The organism is Chryseobacterium sp. RU37D, from assembly GCF_900156075.1.
Lineage (GTDB): Bacteria > Bacteroidota > Bacteroidia > Flavobacteriales > Weeksellaceae > Chryseobacterium.
Genome location: NZ_FTMM01000012.1, coordinates 80,719 through 95,644 on the forward strand (window position 1 = coordinate 80,719; position 14,926 = coordinate 95,644).

Sequence of the window (14,926 nt, forward strand, 5' to 3'; positions counted from 1 at the left end):
ATATTTGCTAATTTTTCACTACGCGTAGAAATACCTAATTATATGATACAATCTCTTTTTAAACAAAAAAGTAATGCTATACATGAATAACATTACTTTTTTTAGTTTAAATTAAATTAATTTTATAATAATTTCTCGTAGCAGACACTTTTATCAACCCCTATATACTGCCCATAATTCGGAATTCTCTGAAACCCGCTTTTTTCATAAATTGAAAGCGCTTCGTTTTGTTGCAAAGAACTTTCCAGAACAGCTTTTTTATATCCCAGCTCTTTTGCCCATTTTTCGAGTTCTTTTACTATGGTTGTTGCCGAACCTCTTCCTCTGAAATCGGGATTAGTATACATTCTCTTAATTTCTACCGTATCATCCTCAAATTTCTTAAATGCGCCGCAGGCTGCCGGTCTTTCATCGATATAAATGACAATACAGTTTTTGATCATATCAATTTTATTAAACTGATCATAAAATGCATGATCATCACCATTGCGAATCGCTAAATCTGCGTCTAAAAGTTTTACTAAATCCTGAAAATCTTTGTTGGAAGAATCTGTTCTTTTAATTATCATTTTGAATTGTTTTAACTACTAAATTAATTAACTATAAATTTTCTTTCATTAATCAATCCCGCGATAGCCAACATATCCTGCCCAATCAATCTGTCATCTTCAAGCTTAGCTACCTTTGAACGAAGAATGGAATAATTTTCTTCAATAATTTTTGAGCATTTTGCAGGCCTTCTGAATTCCAGCCCCTGAGCGGCAAACATTAACTCCACCGCTAAAATATTCACCAGATTTCCAAGAACCTGATTGAATTTTCTTCCCGAAATACTTCCCATAGAAACATGATCTTCCTGCCCCAGACTCGTCGGAATTGAATCCGCCGACGCTGGGAAGCACAACGTTTTATTTTCTGTAACCAGCGCCGCAGAAGTATACTGAGGAATCATAAATCCTGAATTAAGCCCTGAACTTTCCGTTAATAATCTTGGCAGGCCATATTTCCCTTCCAATAATAAATAGCTTCTTCTGTCTGAAATATTTCCTAATTCAGCCACCGCCAACGTAGCATAATCCAAAGGCAGAGCCATTAATTGCCCATGGAAATTTCCACCCGAAATAGATTCTTCTGCACTTAAAACGATTGGGTTATCTGTTACAGAATTCAGTTCCGTTTCTGCCATCATTTTCAGATGCTCGAAGGCATTTCTGCTCGCTCCGTGAACCTGCGGAACACATCTCATCGAATACGGATCCTGGACTCTTTCACAATCTTCATGCGCTTTCATATTCTCTGATCCTTTCAGGAATTTCAACATTCTTGCCGCCACTTTTTTACTTCCTTCAAACGGCCTTATTTCGTGGAGTTCTTTTTTGAATGGGCTCTGAGACCCTCTGTAAGCCTCTAAACTCATTGCAGCGGTCATGTCAGCAAGATCTAATAAATACTCAAATTTTTCTAATCCTTTGATAGCATGAGCCAGGATAAATTGAGTTCCGTTAATTAATCCCAGGCCTTCTTTTGGGCCTAAAATCAAAGGCTCAAGATTTTTTTTCTCAAAAATTTCAGAAGTCTCAAAAATTTCGTTTCCTACCCAAACTTTGCCTAAACCCAAAAGCGGTAAGACTAAATGCGCTAAAGGAGCTAAATCTCCCGAAGCCCCCACAGAGCCTTGCTCTGGCACTACCGGGATAATATCTTTCTCCAGCATGAGGATCATTCTTTCAATCACTTCCAGGGAAACTCCTGAAAAGCCTTTCGACAAGGCATGAACCTTAGCAATCATCATGATTTTTGAAAGTTCTTTATCGATAGGTTTTCCGACACCGACGGCGTGGGAGATAATTAAATTATATTGTAAAAGCGCTGTCTCGTCAGCAGAAATTTTTGTATCACAAAGAGGTCCGAACCCTGTATTGATACCGTAAACACACTGATCCGATTCTACAATTTTCTGAACATTTTTCTGAGATTTTATAATCTGTTCTTTCGCCGCCTTGTTCAGCTTAGCTTTATTTGGAGTTTTACAGATCTCTAAAACATCATGGAAACCGAAAACATCTACACCGTATATCATTTTTAAAAATTTGTTCTAAAATTACACATTTAACAATAATTGGAAAACTAATTTTTTCAACCATATATTTTTCTTACAACAAGCAAATTAATTCACTTCTTCTGCCGTCGGAATAAAAAATTAACACCTTATGAAACTTTACTGTCAGAATGAGATTATTTCAGCTTCCTAGTATACGAATACACTGCAATGGCAAACTGACAAGATAATTTTAACATAAATAATTAAAGCTGTAGAAATCTACGTCTTTTTTTGTGCCCTTAAATTCCTTAATTTTGTTATATGAATCCTTCTTTAGAATTACAGCTTAAAACTTTACCATCTGAACCCGGCGTTTATCGCTATTATGATAAAAACGATCAGCTTTTGTACGTGGGAAAAGCGAAAAATTTAAAGAAAAGAGTTCTCTCCTATTTCAACAAAAACCTTTCGGGATACAGGATCAAAATAATGGTCGGGAAAATCCAAAGGCTGGAAACAACTATTGTCAACAGCGAATATGACGCACTTTTATTAGAAAATAATTTAATAAAAGAACACCAGCCTTTTTACAATGTCATGCTCAAAGATGACAAAACCTATCCCTGGATCTGCATTAAAAATGAGGATTTTCCACGAATATTTTTAACGAGAACCATAATAAAAGACGGATCTGAATATTACGGGCCCTACGCAAAAGTCCGCCCGGCAAAAATTTTACTGGATACGATTAAGCATATTTACAAATTAAGAACATGCAATCTGAATCTTTCTCCCAATAAGATTGAAGAAAGAAAATACAAGGTATGCCTGGAATATCATATTAAAAACTGCGAAGGCCCTTGTGAAGACCTAGAAAGCAAAGAAGATTATGACGAAAAAATTGATGCCATCCGTGGGATCATCAAAGGAGATTTCCGAAAGGCAAAAGATTATCTGGTGAATCAGATGATGAAACTTGCCACGAACCTTCAGTTTGAACATGCCCAGATTATCAAGGAGAGGCTGGATATTTTGGAAGATTATCAGGCTAAAAACACTGTGGTAAATCCGAATATTGATGATGTGGATGTCTTCGGAATGACGAGTGACGAAACCGCGGCTTATGTTAATTTCTTTAAAATCAGGAATGGAAATATTATCCAGAGTTTTACCACCGAGATCAAGAAAATCCTTGAGGAAAGCGATGAGGAAATTATGGAGCAGGCATTGATTGAAATCCGTCAGAAATTCAGCTCTGATTCTAAGGAAGTTTTACTGCCATTTCATCTGCCCATTGAAATCCCGAATGTAAAGCTGATTGTCCCAAAAGTAGGAGACAAAAAACGTATTGTAGAGCTTTCCGAAAAAAATGCAAAAGAATATCGACTGGAAAAGCTAAAACAGGTTCAGATCGTGGATCCTGAAAGACATACCAACAGAATCATGGCCGAAATGCAAAAGCTACTGAGGATGCCAGTAGAGCCACGGCACATCGAAGGTTTTGACAACTCGAATATCCAGGGGACCAATCCTGTTTCGGCGTGTGTGGTTTTTAAAGACGGAAGACCAAGCAAAGCAGATTACAGGATTTTCCATCCAAAAACTGTTGAAGGCCCGAATGATTTTGCCACGATGGAAGAAGTGATCTACCGCCGTTACAAAAGAATGCTGGATGAAGGTGAAAGTTTGCCTCAGTTAATTCTGATAGACGGTGGAAAGGGGCAATTATCTTCAGCTGTGAAAAGCTTACGGTTATTAGGCTTATACGGAAAAATAACCATCGTAGGCATCGCAAAAAGGCTTGAAGAAATTTTCTTTCCGGAAGATCCTATTCCTTTATATCTTGATAAAAAATCTGAAACACTGAAAATTTTACAACGTGTGAGAGACGAAGCCCACCGTTTCGGTGTAAAACATCACAGAACAAGAAGAAAAAACTCAACCATAAAATCTGAGCTGGAGGAAATTCCTGGTATTGGAGAAAAGACAATTGAGCTTCTTTTATCAAAATTAAAGTCTGTAAAAAGAATAAAAGAGTCAAGTTTAGAAACTTTAGAAGAGATATTAGGAAAAAGTAAGGCTAAAGTTATTCATGATTTTTTCAATAATTAATTCTTTTAATAGTGATTTTTATTAGATTTAATTAAAATAATAAATCAAATATGTAATTATAATTAAAACAATACTAAAATTTGTAATTTTATACAATAATGAATATTTTAGTAAATAATATTTAAATTAATTATAATTATGGCAAAAAATTACAAATTAGCAAAAGTTTTTACTCTTTTATTGGGAATTACTTTTACATCATTATTTAATGCGCAAACCTATTGCAATCCTTCGTATCCAAGTGGCTGTTATAACTGGAGAATTACACAGGTAACTATTCCTCAGGCTAGTTTTGATAATACATTTGCTTCTGGAACTTGCACATCAAGTAGGGATAGGACATCAGTAATAGTTAATCTAAGTACAGATACAAATTATACCATAAATGTTTCGACGACAAACTGGACAGCTTGTGGAATGGCCATCGATTTTAATAAAGATGGAGATTTTGATGACTCAGGAGAAGCATTATTTTTACCGGCATACATAGCAAACCAGAATCAAACTTACACCGGAGATTTTATGGTACCTGCCTCTGTAGCATCAGGACCGTATAGAATGAGAGTATGGAACAGATTGGCCAATTCCGGGCCGGGAACACCAACCGCAGACTCTGCCTGTGCGACATATGCATACGGAACCTGGACAGATTATACGGTAAATGTTACAGGAGCTCTGGCAACTTCAGAGGTAACAAAATCCGTTGCTAAAGTTTATCCTAATCCTGTTTCCGACGTTCTGAATATAGAGGGGAAAAATTCAATAAAATCAGTACATATCTACGATGCCAATGGAAAATTAGTAAAGACTGTTTCAGAAAACAAGAACAAAACTTCAATAAAATTATCAGAGCTTGTTCCAGGAACATATACTGCTAAGATTAAGAGCAATAAAGAAGATCAAACTGTAAAGTTTATTAAAAAATAAAATTCCTCAAGTAATAAAAAGAGGTTGTTTCAAGATGAATCAGCCTTTTTTTATATCCATTATCTGGTTATGATCCTCAAAAAATTATGTTTTCTACAATACTTCATCGCTACTGCATCAATAATGTTAAGCCTATTGATAGTAGATTTCTACCGTTAATTCTAATTAAACATTAAAAATACTTGAATTTATTTACAAATAAATATTAAATTATGAATAGATTATTAAAAGCATGCTACATTGCAGCTGTAATGATTACGGCAGGTACTGGAATCTCTTGTTCGGATGATAACAATACCTTTGAAGAACACCTTACCCCATCGCAAATATTATCTTCTACCCCTTGGGAAACTACAGCCGCCAGAGACAAAGACGGTAATCCTGTAGATCTTAATGATGCTAAGGTTAATGGGTTTGTCGGGTTTGCTTATTTTAAAACAGATGGAAATTTTGCCATTTACGGACTTAATGATGTGCTAAGATCAAGAGGAACCTGGTCTGTAGATCCAATCGGAAAAACAAGAACGATTACCGCATTACGTGCAGACGGAGCAACTGTTTTCTCTCGTGACGTGGATATCCTCGTACTCAATAAAAATGAATTTACCTACAGGATCCATACAAATGCTTCTGATCCTTCAGAATTTTATGATATCGTTCATACAAGAGTTGTACACCCGGAGCCTCATTTAGGACAGCTGATTTTAGCATCCCATGCCTGGGAAACTAAAGATGCTTTAGATAACCAGGGGAATCATGTAGATTTGAATAACGCTGCGGTGAATGGTTTTGTAGGATATGGATACTTCAATCCAGGAGGTGCTTACAGAATTTATGGATTGAATAATGTGCTAAGATCCCAAGGAAGATGGTTAGTTTCATTGGATGGAAAAACGAGAACCATTATTGCATTAGATGATAATGGGAATGAGCTGTTCACCCGTAACGTAGATATTCTTGTACTAGATGACACTACGTTTACATACAGAATCCATCCAAACCAAGCTTATCCGTCAATTTACTATGACATTGTTCATAAATCGGTTAATCACCCTCAACCTTAAAATTGAATATAAGAACAATTCAGAGTTTTGTTATTATAAAATTATTTTAGCCAAATATATTTATGTTAATAAAGGCTGTCCCCATTATCATTAGAACTCCTTTCAGGGATTTTTAGCGTATCGGAGACAGCCCTTTTAATTTTTTGTATTATAGATTATCTTTTTAAAAAGACTTCTTTAGCATATTCGCCGTTACCCTTCGGGATTTCAATTACAATATTCCCGTTTTCAAAATATCCGATTGTAGATTCTCCGTTTTGCAGCTTGACCCTGAAAACATCGCTTTTAGTTGTTGCTTTGAATGTTGCGAATGGCGAAGAGCTATTGGAGCCTACCAGAATAAATTGAGAATTGTCGATCTGAATTCTCTGCAAATCCAATTTTCCATTACTAAATTTCTGAGCTATATTATCTTCTGAAGATGATACATTGTTTTTTACAGCCGTTTCAGAAACAACCTCTGTTTTCGGTGCAGACTGCTGCTGAGCCTGGATGATAGGGTTAGCAGGGGAAACTGAAGTAAAGGTCTGTTTCAAAGCATCCTGGAAACCTTCTTTAAAATCTTTAATACTAGAAGACCCTTTGATTGACGAAATAACTTTATTATTACAGTCTTTAAACTGTAGAAGCACTTTATTTCTCAAGAAACCACTGTCATTGATGATATCCCCCGTCAAAACATTGCACGGGTTGCTTTGCGCATCAGACGGCCACTGCATTTTGTCTGCCGGAAGTACTGTATAATTTTTACTTCTCAACGTTTTTGTCAGCATATCTCCCAAACCAAAATCTTCCTTGAAAGTTTCAAATTTACCCGGCAGGGAAATATATTTGTAATCCGAAACCTTTTGTCCGAAAGCTAAAATGGAACAAGCTGTAAGTATAACAAGTGAAAGCTTTTTCATCTAATTTAAAGTTTTAATCATTTCTAAACTGCCCCATATCCAATTTTAAAGACAAGAAATTCGAGTAGAAATTAGATCCTCCGATTCCTGAATTTGTAATCGCGTAATCCAATGTAAGACCTCTGTATCGTATCCCAATACCAGCACTTGGCTGGAAAGAAACCTTTCTTTTAAGATCTTCAATATCGGTAATTGATTGGAATCTGTTGACCCCTAATCTCACAAAAATCATTTTTTGATACCCCAATTCCGCACCGGCATAAGGTGTAATACTTGCAAAATCTGTTGAAATAAGAGCTGCAGTTTTAGCAAAATCTACATTAATTCCCGCTTCCGGTAAAACATATACACTACTGTTGATTTCAAAATTTTTGCTTACTCCTACATTCAATTTCGGCATTGTTAATTCCATTTTATCTTTCGGTGCAGGGTTGAATTCTTCACCGTTTACGACCGTTGAAAGCTCTTTTTGATTAACACTCCAGAAGTTTACGGTAGTCGTTGCATCTCTCAGCATACCCCCTATTTTATAGCCGTTATCCAATTTATAGATTGCCCCGATATCAAAACCGAAACCGTATCCATTCGCAAATTTCCCTACATTTCTGTAAACAATTTTTGCGTTTACCCCAACGTCTAATTTTGTATTTCCTGCAGGATTAAAAGCATAAGATAAAATTGCAGCATAATCTGACTGGGAGAATTTTGTGATTTTATCATAATCAATATTTCCTTCAGTATCAATCAACTGAGTGGTATTTAAGATATTATCTACCCCAAGCCTTACCACAGAAACTCCGAAAACACCCGTTTCCAGCACTTTTGCGTAAGCCAGGTAATCATATTTTGCGATAGATTCGAAATATTCTGCATGCATTGCAGCTCCCTGCCAGTCTTTTTCAATGGCCATCAACCCGGCCGGGTTCCACATTGGAGAATATACATCATCCTGGTTAGAAACTACGGCTCCACCCATTGCAAGCCCTCTTGCTCCGGCTCCTATATTAAGGAATTCGTTCGAATATTTTCTGATAATCTGAGATTGCGAAACCCCAAACAGCAGGGAAAATACAAGTAAAAGATATTTTTTCATCATATAAGTTGATGCTTAATTTAAAGTTTTTTGTTTTCTAGCTTTTATTAATCCGTTGGCAATGATTGCCAATATCATAACACCTGAAGCGATATAAAAAATCGGGCTCATATGTTCTGATTCCCCAAAGATAAAAAAAGCTAGTATAATTCCGTAAACAGGTTCCAAATTAACTGTTAAAATTAGTGTAAAAGGCGAAATATATTTCATCAAATTCACCGATTCCAGCATCGGGAAAGCTGTGAAAAGACTTGCCAACAAGCATATTAACGCAATATCACGGTAACTTATTTCACTCATCTGAAAAATTTGGCCTGTAAACAGATAAATAATCAATAAAATGAACCATCCGCAGAAAATTTCATAGAAAATAATATTTCCTGAACTGGTTTTACCAAACATCTTCCCGTTAAAAACCGAAAATATGGTCCCGAATATAGCGCAGAGGACTCCATAGAAAATACCTTCTTTAAATCGGAACTCTGTTTTGAATATTAATAAAATGCAGGCAACGATCACCACTCCCATCACCACTTCAGAAATATCAATTTTCCTTTTAAAAATAATGGGTTCTAAAATTGAGGCAAATAATGTCGATAAAGAAAGGCAGCTTAAAGCAATGGAAACATTCGAAACCTTTATGGAATAAAAAAAACAATACCAATGTAAAGCCATCGTAAAACCAATGGCAGCAAGCTGTAAGAAAATTTTCTTTGAAACTTTGATACTGTCTTTCTTAAAGATCCTGATGTACACAAAAAGGCAACCCGCTGCGAAAAGCATCCTGTAAAAAACCAGAATCTGTGCATTTGCATGAATCAGTTTTCCCAAGATTGCCGTAAATCCCCATAAAAACACTATTAAATGCAATCTGAAAAGAGCTAATTTGTGCATATCCTACCTACTTTGAACTTTTTTGCAAATTTACAAATAGCTTTTACAAATACTGCAATAATTTTGTAGTAAACCTATCATTTTTTTGAGAAAATTTAGCTTGAAATTATTTTTTAAAAACTTTTCTAAATTTTTCAAAACAAAACTCCATTATTAATTTTGGATTATTTATATAAGTGAAGCGCCTTTGTTTAACCTAAAACCGGAATTATTTAAAATACTCTTTTCTTACTTTGCGTTTAAAATTTTATCGCAAGGGTAAACAAAGATTTTAATTTAAATCATGCTTAAAAAATTTAAAAATAGACAAAAGCGTTTCACTTAATTTCGAGAAACAAGGTTTAAAAAAGTTTAAAAATTGGAGAAAAAAAATTGCTTTAGGTTTTCAATGTAAAGACAATAAAAAAACCCTGAAAATTTATTCAACTTTCAGGGCCTTCAAATAATAAACTATTAAAAAAATAAACTAGGAACTTAGAGTATTATATAGAGACAATATCCCTATTACTCTCGTGTAAAGTTAGAAAAAATATCACGCATTCGAAAATATTTTTATGTTAAATATTTCACAAATTTCTGGAAACCAACAAATTAAACATCTGTTTTAATTCAATTTAAATTCTTTTGAAAAATAGTATCTTTAAGCGGAAAAAATGAGATTTTTATGGACATTGAATTCAACAAAAGAGAAGATCAGAACAGATTAAAACTATCCGAAATAAACCGTTTACTAGCCGACATCAAAAAAGGCGGCGGAGAGAAAAGACTTCAGAAGCTTCGCGACGAAGGAAAAATGACGGCAAGAGAAAGAATTGAATATCTTCTTGACAAGGATTCTGATTCCATAGAAATTGGCGCTTTTGCGGGATACGAAATGTATGAGGAGCACGGAGGCTGCCCAAGTGGAGGCGTTGTGGTGGTAATGGGCTATGTTTCAGGAAGACAATGCATTATTGTGGCCAATGATGCTTCTGTGAAAGCCGGAGCCTGGTTTCCTATCACTGGGAAGAAAAACCTGAGAGCTCAGGAAATTGCAATGGAAAACAGACTTCCAATTATTTATCTTGTAGATTCTGCAGGAGTTTATTTACCTATGCAGGACGAAATTTTTCCTGATAAAGAGCATTTCGGCAGAATTTTCAGAAATAATGCTAAAATGAGCTCAATGGGAATTATTCAGATCTCAGCCGTTATGGGAAGCTGTGTTGCAGGTGGCGCTTACCTCCCGATCATGAGCGATGAAGCGATGATTGTGGACGGAACAGGCTCAATTTTCCTTGCCGGAAGCTATTTAGTAAAAGCTGCCATAGGAGAAAGTATTGATAACGAAACTTTGGGAGGAGCAACTACACACTGCTCAATCTCAGGAGTTACCGATTATAAAGCTAAAGATGATAAAGATGCTTTGAATAGAATTAAAAACATCATGAAATCTTTGGGAAGTACTGATAAAGCTGGTTTCGACAGAATTGAAAGTGCCCAGCCAAAAGAAAAGCCGGAAAATATTTTCGGAATTATGCCTGTTTCAAGGGCAGAACAATATGATACTTATGAAATTATTAAATGTTTGGTTGATAATTCAGAATACGAAGAATACAAACCTGATTACGGAAAAAGTATCATCTGCGCAACCGCTAGAATCGACGGCTGGTCTGTCGGAATTGTTGCTAATCAAAGAAAATTAGTAAAAAGCGGAAAAGGGGAAATGCAGTTCGGAGGGGTAATTTACTCTGATTCGGCCGATAAAGCAACAAGATTTATAGCCAATTGTAACCAGAGAAAAATTCCTTTAGTTTTTTTACAGGACGTGACTGGTTTCATGGTAGGTTCAAAATCTGAACATGGTGGAATCATCAAAGATGGAGCAAAAATGGTAAATGCTGTTTCGAATTCTGTTGTTCCGAAATTCACAATTATTATAGGAAATTCTTACGGGGCAGGAAATTACGCTATGTGCGGAAAAGCTTACGACCCAAGATTGATCGTTGCTTGGCCATGGGCAGATCTTGCGGTAATGGGTGGAGCTCAGGCTGCAAAAGTTTTGGCTCAGATCCAGGAATCAACATTGAAAAAACAGGGCAAAGAAATTTCCGAGGAAGAGCACAACGAGATTTTAGATACGATTTCCAAAAAATATCAAAAGCAAACCGAGGCAACTTACGCTGCTGCAAGGCTTTGGACGGATTCTATCATCAATCCTGTTGATACCAGAAAATGGATCTCGATGGGAATTGAAGCAGCAAATCACGCTCCTCTTACAGAAAAATTTAATTTGGGAGTAATGCAGGTTTAATAAAAAAATAAAATCTTTAAATGATCAGCCTCACTAAAATGTGAGGTTTTTTATTGAGTTAAAAAATATTAAATAAAGATAAACTTTCTAAAGACGATAAGCTAAGGCAAAATTTTTGTTTCAGCATTATAAGCTAAAAACTAATGCGTGATACTCTTTTATCTAAAACCTTTATGAAAAAGAATTTTGCAGTACTTATTACGGTTTATACTATTTTTTTGCTTTACATGATGTTTTTTGCTTCTGGCAGGGAGGCCTCTGAAATTAGTTATGTACAAACCACTCCGTTTAGTACTATACGTCATTTTTTTATAGATTCAAAAATTCAAAATGAAGCATTCCTGGTAAATATAATTGGTAATGTATTCGTGTTTTTACCATTTGGCTGGCTTGGCCTATGTATAAAAAGATTTAATAAGATTATCCCTATTTCTATATTTTTTGTATGTGCGATAAGTGTTATAGAGATTGTTCAATCTATTTCAGGTCGTGGTGTTGCAGATGTTGATGATGTATTTTTAAATTCTTTGGGAATGCTGATAGGTTTTACTATATTCAAATATGTTACATTACAAAACATTGCCAATATCAGATTTTATTTCGATCTGGATAAGCAGTTTCAGCTTCAAACTTCTTAATCTCAAATAATTCCTAATATTTATATAAAAAAAGTTTCTTAGAATCTAAGAAACTTTTTTTAATTATTTAAGAAAAGAAAACCCCGGTTCTGAATCTTTCTTTGTTCAGTTTTTTATTCACCGCCAATCCCCAAAGGATAAATTCCTTTAAAAATAAAATATCTTCAGGATTGGTATCCGGTTGATATTTTTCTATAATACTATCGAGAGGCGTAATACGATTAAGAGCTTTTGCATAATTTTCATCCGGGGATTCATCAGTAATTTCCAGGAAGCCATCGTCCTCCAGAAACCAATCCGTAATCTCGCTGAATGGTCCGTCTACATTCTTTTTTTCCAATTTTTCCACCTTAGGAAAATAGGTGGTAAATAAAGTTCTTATTGCATTGTCAATTAATAATTGAGCGACAGCTTCTGCCCCTTCCTGTTCGCCTTCGTATACCAACTCTACTTTTCCGGTAATTGCAGGAATAACTCCAACAAAATCACTTAATCTTACAGAAGTATTTTCATCACCCGTCAAAAGAGATCTACGTTCTGCAGTGCTCAGCAGATTTTCAAAAGCAGTAATGCTCATACGGGCACTTACTCCACTTTTTGAATCTACATATTCACTGTCACGAGCCTCAAAACCAATCTGTTCCAGAAGATCCTTCGCCAAAGACGGAACATAGACTCCACTGTTTTGGCGACTGTCCTGATTTAACTCATAATTTGTAATTTCTCTTGCAGTACTGATATTTTCCGGATAATGTGTTAAAATCTGAGAGCCGATACGGTCTTTCAAAGGGGTAACAATGCTTCCCCTGTTCGTATAATCTTCCGGATTCGCAGTGAACACAAACTGAATATCTAAAGGCATTCTTACCTTAAATCCACGAATCTGAACATCTCCTTCCTGTAAAATATTAAACAAAGAAACCTGAATTCTCGCCTGAAGATCCGGCAATTCATTAATAACGAAAATGCAACGGTTCGCTCTCGGAATCATTCCAAAATGAATCACACGATCATCTGCATACGAAAGTTTAAGATTGGCAGCCTTAATAGGATCAACATCCCCGATCAGATCAGCAACGGTCACATCCGGAGTTGCTAATTTTTCGAAAAATCTTTCATCGCGGTGAAGCCATTTTATTGGTGTATTGTCACCTTCTTTTTCAATTAATTCTTTTGCAAAACGGGAAATCGGATTAAACGGATCGTCATTGATTTCACTTCCTTCCACAAAAGGAATCCATTCATCCAATAAGCTTGTCATCATTCTTGCCAGTCTTGTTTTTGCCTGACCTCTCAAGCCTAATAAATTGATGTTATGACGGCTTAAGATCGCATGTTCCAATTGAGGAATTACTGTATTTTCATACCCGAAAATCCCTTCAAATACAACCTGCTTATTTCGAATTTTTGCTTTTAAATTATCCCTTAGCTCTTCTTTAATATTTTTTGATGTATATCCAGATGCTCTTAATGAACCTAATGTTTTTATAGTTGGCTTTTCAGTCATTTTTAATTAAATCTATTCTTAACAATTAATTTTTTATCGAATTCTTTTCTTACGATTAGTTTCATAATCCTCAAATATCATATGTCCTAATCCGTTAAGCCCCGTATAAAAGGCTTTCCCTTGATTGGCTTCTGTAAATTCGCTTACAAAATATTGCAAATAAGGATCCTGAGCAATCATAAAAGTCGTAATCGGAATATGAAGTCTGCGAGCCTGGGCCGCCATATTATAACATTTTTGAACAACATAATCATCCAAACCATAAGAATTCATATAATAAGTTCCGTCCGGCTCCCGAACACAACTTGGTTTTCCATCGGTAATCATGAAGATTTGTTTATTGGTATTTCGCTTTCTACGCAAAATATCCATTGCCAATTGAAGTCCCGCAACGGTATTCGTATGATAAGGACCAACCTGTAAATAAGGCAGTTCCTGAATCTTCACCGGCCATGCATCATCTCCAAAAACAATAATATCCAAAGTATCTTTCGGATAACGTGTCGTGATCAATTCTGCAAGAGCCATCGCAACTTTTTTAGCTGGAGTAATTCTATCTTCACCGTACAAAATCATACTGTGACTAACATCAATCATCAAAACCGTACTCATCTGAGATTGATGAATACTGTCTTCCACGATCAAATCATCCTCAGTAAGATGAAAATCTCCGATTCCGTTATTGATTTGGGCATTTTTCAGACTTTCCGTAATAGAAATTTTTTCGACAGGATCTCCAAAACTATAATTCCGGAACTCTCCAGTCGTATCTTCACCTGTACCGCTTTTATTGGTTTTATGATTTCCGATTCCACTTTTTCCAAGATTTCCAAAAATCTGATTTAGTGCCTGTTTACGAATATTTTGTTCCATTTTTGCACTCAAAGTCACACCACTTCCTCTTCCATTCGGATCAACTTCTTCACGGATGTAACCTTTCTTTTTCAGGTCTTCAATAAAATCATTAATAGTGTATTCCGGAGTAGTAAGTTGGTATTCTTCGTCCAACATTCGAAGCCAATCGATCGCTTCATCAAAGTCTCCTGAAGTGTGGGTCAACAAATCTGTAAAAATTTCCAGCAACCGATCAAACACAGATAATTCTGGTGATTTATAAGTTTCAAACCTGAACCCTCTCACAATATGCTCTTTCATAATATAAAGTTACAACATAAATTAAAAGATAATAAAAGATTTTATCTATTTAATTTATTCCCGTTAATTTTTCCAAGAGCTTCATCCGGCTATCCACTCATACTCCTCGCAGCATTGTTTTCCAGCCTCATAATTCTTTTCTACACCCAAATCACTCCGACCCAGCTGTGGGGTAACCGCTTCTATCCGGGCTAAAATAGGCAATAGGCAAAGATAATTTGGGCAGGCTCAAAAAACAAAAAAGTCTCACAGAACTTCATCTATGAGACTTTTAAAATAAAAACTGGCGGCGACCTA

General features: G+C 35.7%; 12 protein-coding genes. 5 read left to right on the forward strand and 7 right to left on the reverse strand.

All coding sequences use genetic code 11. The features are described from left to right. Positions 1-122: 122 nt before the first annotated feature. A complete protein-coding gene (locus tag BW926_RS07945; protein WP_076445954.1) occupies positions 123-569 on the reverse strand; it encodes a GNAT family N-acetyltransferase in 447 nt (148 codons plus the stop codon). Between the two features lie 23 nt (positions 570-592). Further along, complete coding sequence (hutH, locus tag BW926_RS07950; protein ID WP_076445956.1) at positions 593-2,080, reverse strand: histidine ammonia-lyase; 1,488 nt, start codon at positions 2,078-2,080, stop codon at positions 593-595. A 282-nt stretch (positions 2,081-2,362) separates the two neighbouring features. Between hutH and uvrC the strand changes: the two genes are divergently transcribed. The 3 genes from uvrC to BW926_RS14355 all read left to right on the forward strand — a co-directional run bounded on the left by uvrC (position 2,363) and on the right by BW926_RS14355 (position 6,144). Next, on the forward strand, positions 2,363-4,153 hold the full coding sequence (uvrC, locus tag BW926_RS07955; protein WP_076445958.1) for an excinuclease ABC subunit UvrC: 1,791 nt from the start codon (positions 2,363-2,365) through the stop codon (positions 4,151-4,153). Positions 4,154-4,291: 138 nt separating this feature from the next. Next, positions 4,292-5,080 carry a T9SS type A sorting domain-containing protein gene (locus BW926_RS07960; protein WP_076445960.1) on the forward strand — a complete coding sequence of 263 codons (789 nt, stop codon included), beginning with the start codon at positions 4,292-4,294 and terminating at the stop codon, positions 5,078-5,080. Positions 5,081-5,292: 212 nt separating this feature from the next. After that, entirely contained in the window at positions 5,293-6,144 is an 852-nt protein-coding gene (locus BW926_RS14355; protein WP_076445962.1) for a DUF4822 domain-containing protein, read from the forward strand. Between the two features lie 155 nt (positions 6,145-6,299). Here BW926_RS14355 and BW926_RS07970 read toward each other — a convergent pair whose 3' ends face one another. The 3 genes from BW926_RS07970 to BW926_RS07980 are packed head-to-tail and all read right to left on the reverse strand — an operon-like array spanning position 6,300 to position 9,036. Beyond that, on the reverse strand, positions 6,300-7,049 hold the full coding sequence (locus tag BW926_RS07970; protein WP_076445965.1) for a hypothetical protein: 750 nt from the start codon (positions 7,047-7,049) through the stop codon (positions 6,300-6,302). Between the two features lie 13 nt (positions 7,050-7,062). Next, positions 7,063-8,145: a putative type IX sorting system protein PorV2 gene (locus tag BW926_RS07975; RefSeq protein WP_076445967.1), complete on the reverse strand. Its 1,083-nt coding sequence runs from the start codon at positions 8,143-8,145 to the stop codon at positions 7,063-7,065. Positions 8,146-8,157: 12 nt separating this feature from the next. Beyond that, positions 8,158-9,036: a DMT family transporter gene (locus BW926_RS07980; protein ID WP_076445970.1), complete on the reverse strand. Its 879-nt coding sequence runs from the start codon at positions 9,034-9,036 to the stop codon at positions 8,158-8,160. A 664-nt stretch (positions 9,037-9,700) separates the two neighbouring features. Here BW926_RS07980 and BW926_RS07985 point away from each other — a divergent pair. Both BW926_RS07985 and BW926_RS07990 read left to right on the forward strand, forming a co-directional pair. Further along, complete coding sequence (locus BW926_RS07985; RefSeq protein ID WP_076445973.1) at positions 9,701-11,329, forward strand: acyl-CoA carboxylase subunit beta; 1,629 nt, start codon at positions 9,701-9,703, stop codon at positions 11,327-11,329. A 143-nt stretch (positions 11,330-11,472) separates the two neighbouring features. After that, a complete protein-coding gene (locus tag BW926_RS07990) occupies positions 11,473-11,967 on the forward strand; it encodes a VanZ family protein (protein WP_076445975.1) in 495 nt (164 codons plus the stop codon). Positions 11,968-12,034: 67 nt separating this feature from the next. Here BW926_RS07990 and BW926_RS07995 read toward each other — a convergent pair whose 3' ends face one another. Both BW926_RS07995 and BW926_RS08000 read right to left on the reverse strand, forming a co-directional pair. Then, positions 12,035-13,474, reverse strand: coding sequence for an AAA family ATPase (locus BW926_RS07995; RefSeq protein ID WP_076445977.1), 1,440 nt, complete (start codon positions 13,472-13,474; stop codon positions 12,035-12,037). 33 nt (positions 13,475-13,507) lie between these two features. After that, positions 13,508-14,629 carry a vWA domain-containing protein gene (locus BW926_RS08000; RefSeq protein ID WP_076445979.1) on the reverse strand — a complete coding sequence of 374 codons (1,122 nt, stop codon included), beginning with the start codon at positions 14,627-14,629 and terminating at the stop codon, positions 13,508-13,510. Between the last annotated feature and the right edge of the window lie 297 nt (positions 14,630-14,926).

What these genes read in the sequence shown, in the direction of transcription:
- BW926_RS07970 (WP_076445965.1), bottom strand. Translation starts at nt 7,049, where the DNA reads ATGAAAAAGCTTTCACTTGTTATACTTACAGCTTGTTCCATTTTAGCT.
- hutH (WP_076445956.1), bottom strand. Translation starts at nt 2,080, where the DNA reads ATGATATACGGTGTAGATGTTTTCGGTTTCCATGATGTTTTAGAGATC.
- BW926_RS07975 (WP_076445967.1), bottom strand. Translation starts at nt 8,145, where the DNA reads ATGATGAAAAAATATCTTTTACTTGTATTTTCCCTGCTGTTTGGGGTT.
- BW926_RS07990 (WP_076445975.1), top strand. Translation starts at nt 11,473, where the DNA reads ATGCGTGATACTCTTTTATCTAAAACCTTTATGAAAAAGAATTTTGCA.
- BW926_RS14355 (WP_076445962.1), top strand. Translation starts at nt 5,293, where the DNA reads ATGAATAGATTATTAAAAGCATGCTACATTGCAGCTGTAATGATTACG.
- BW926_RS07995 (WP_076445977.1), bottom strand. Translation starts at nt 13,474, where the DNA reads ATGACTGAAAAGCCAACTATAAAAACATTAGGTTCATTAAGAGCATCT.
- BW926_RS07945 (WP_076445954.1), bottom strand. Translation starts at nt 569, where the DNA reads ATGATAATTAAAAGAACAGATTCTTCCAACAAAGATTTTCAGGATTTA.
- uvrC (WP_076445958.1), top strand. Translation starts at nt 2,363, where the DNA reads ATGAATCCTTCTTTAGAATTACAGCTTAAAACTTTACCATCTGAACCC.
- BW926_RS07960 (WP_076445960.1), top strand. Translation starts at nt 4,292, where the DNA reads ATGGCAAAAAATTACAAATTAGCAAAAGTTTTTACTCTTTTATTGGGA.
- BW926_RS08000 (WP_076445979.1), bottom strand. Translation starts at nt 14,629, where the DNA reads ATGAAAGAGCATATTGTGAGAGGGTTCAGGTTTGAAACTTATAAATCA.
- BW926_RS07980 (WP_076445970.1), bottom strand. Translation starts at nt 9,036, where the DNA reads ATGCACAAATTAGCTCTTTTCAGATTGCATTTAATAGTGTTTTTATGG.
- BW926_RS07985 (WP_076445973.1), top strand. Translation starts at nt 9,701, where the DNA reads ATGGACATTGAATTCAACAAAAGAGAAGATCAGAACAGATTAAAACTA.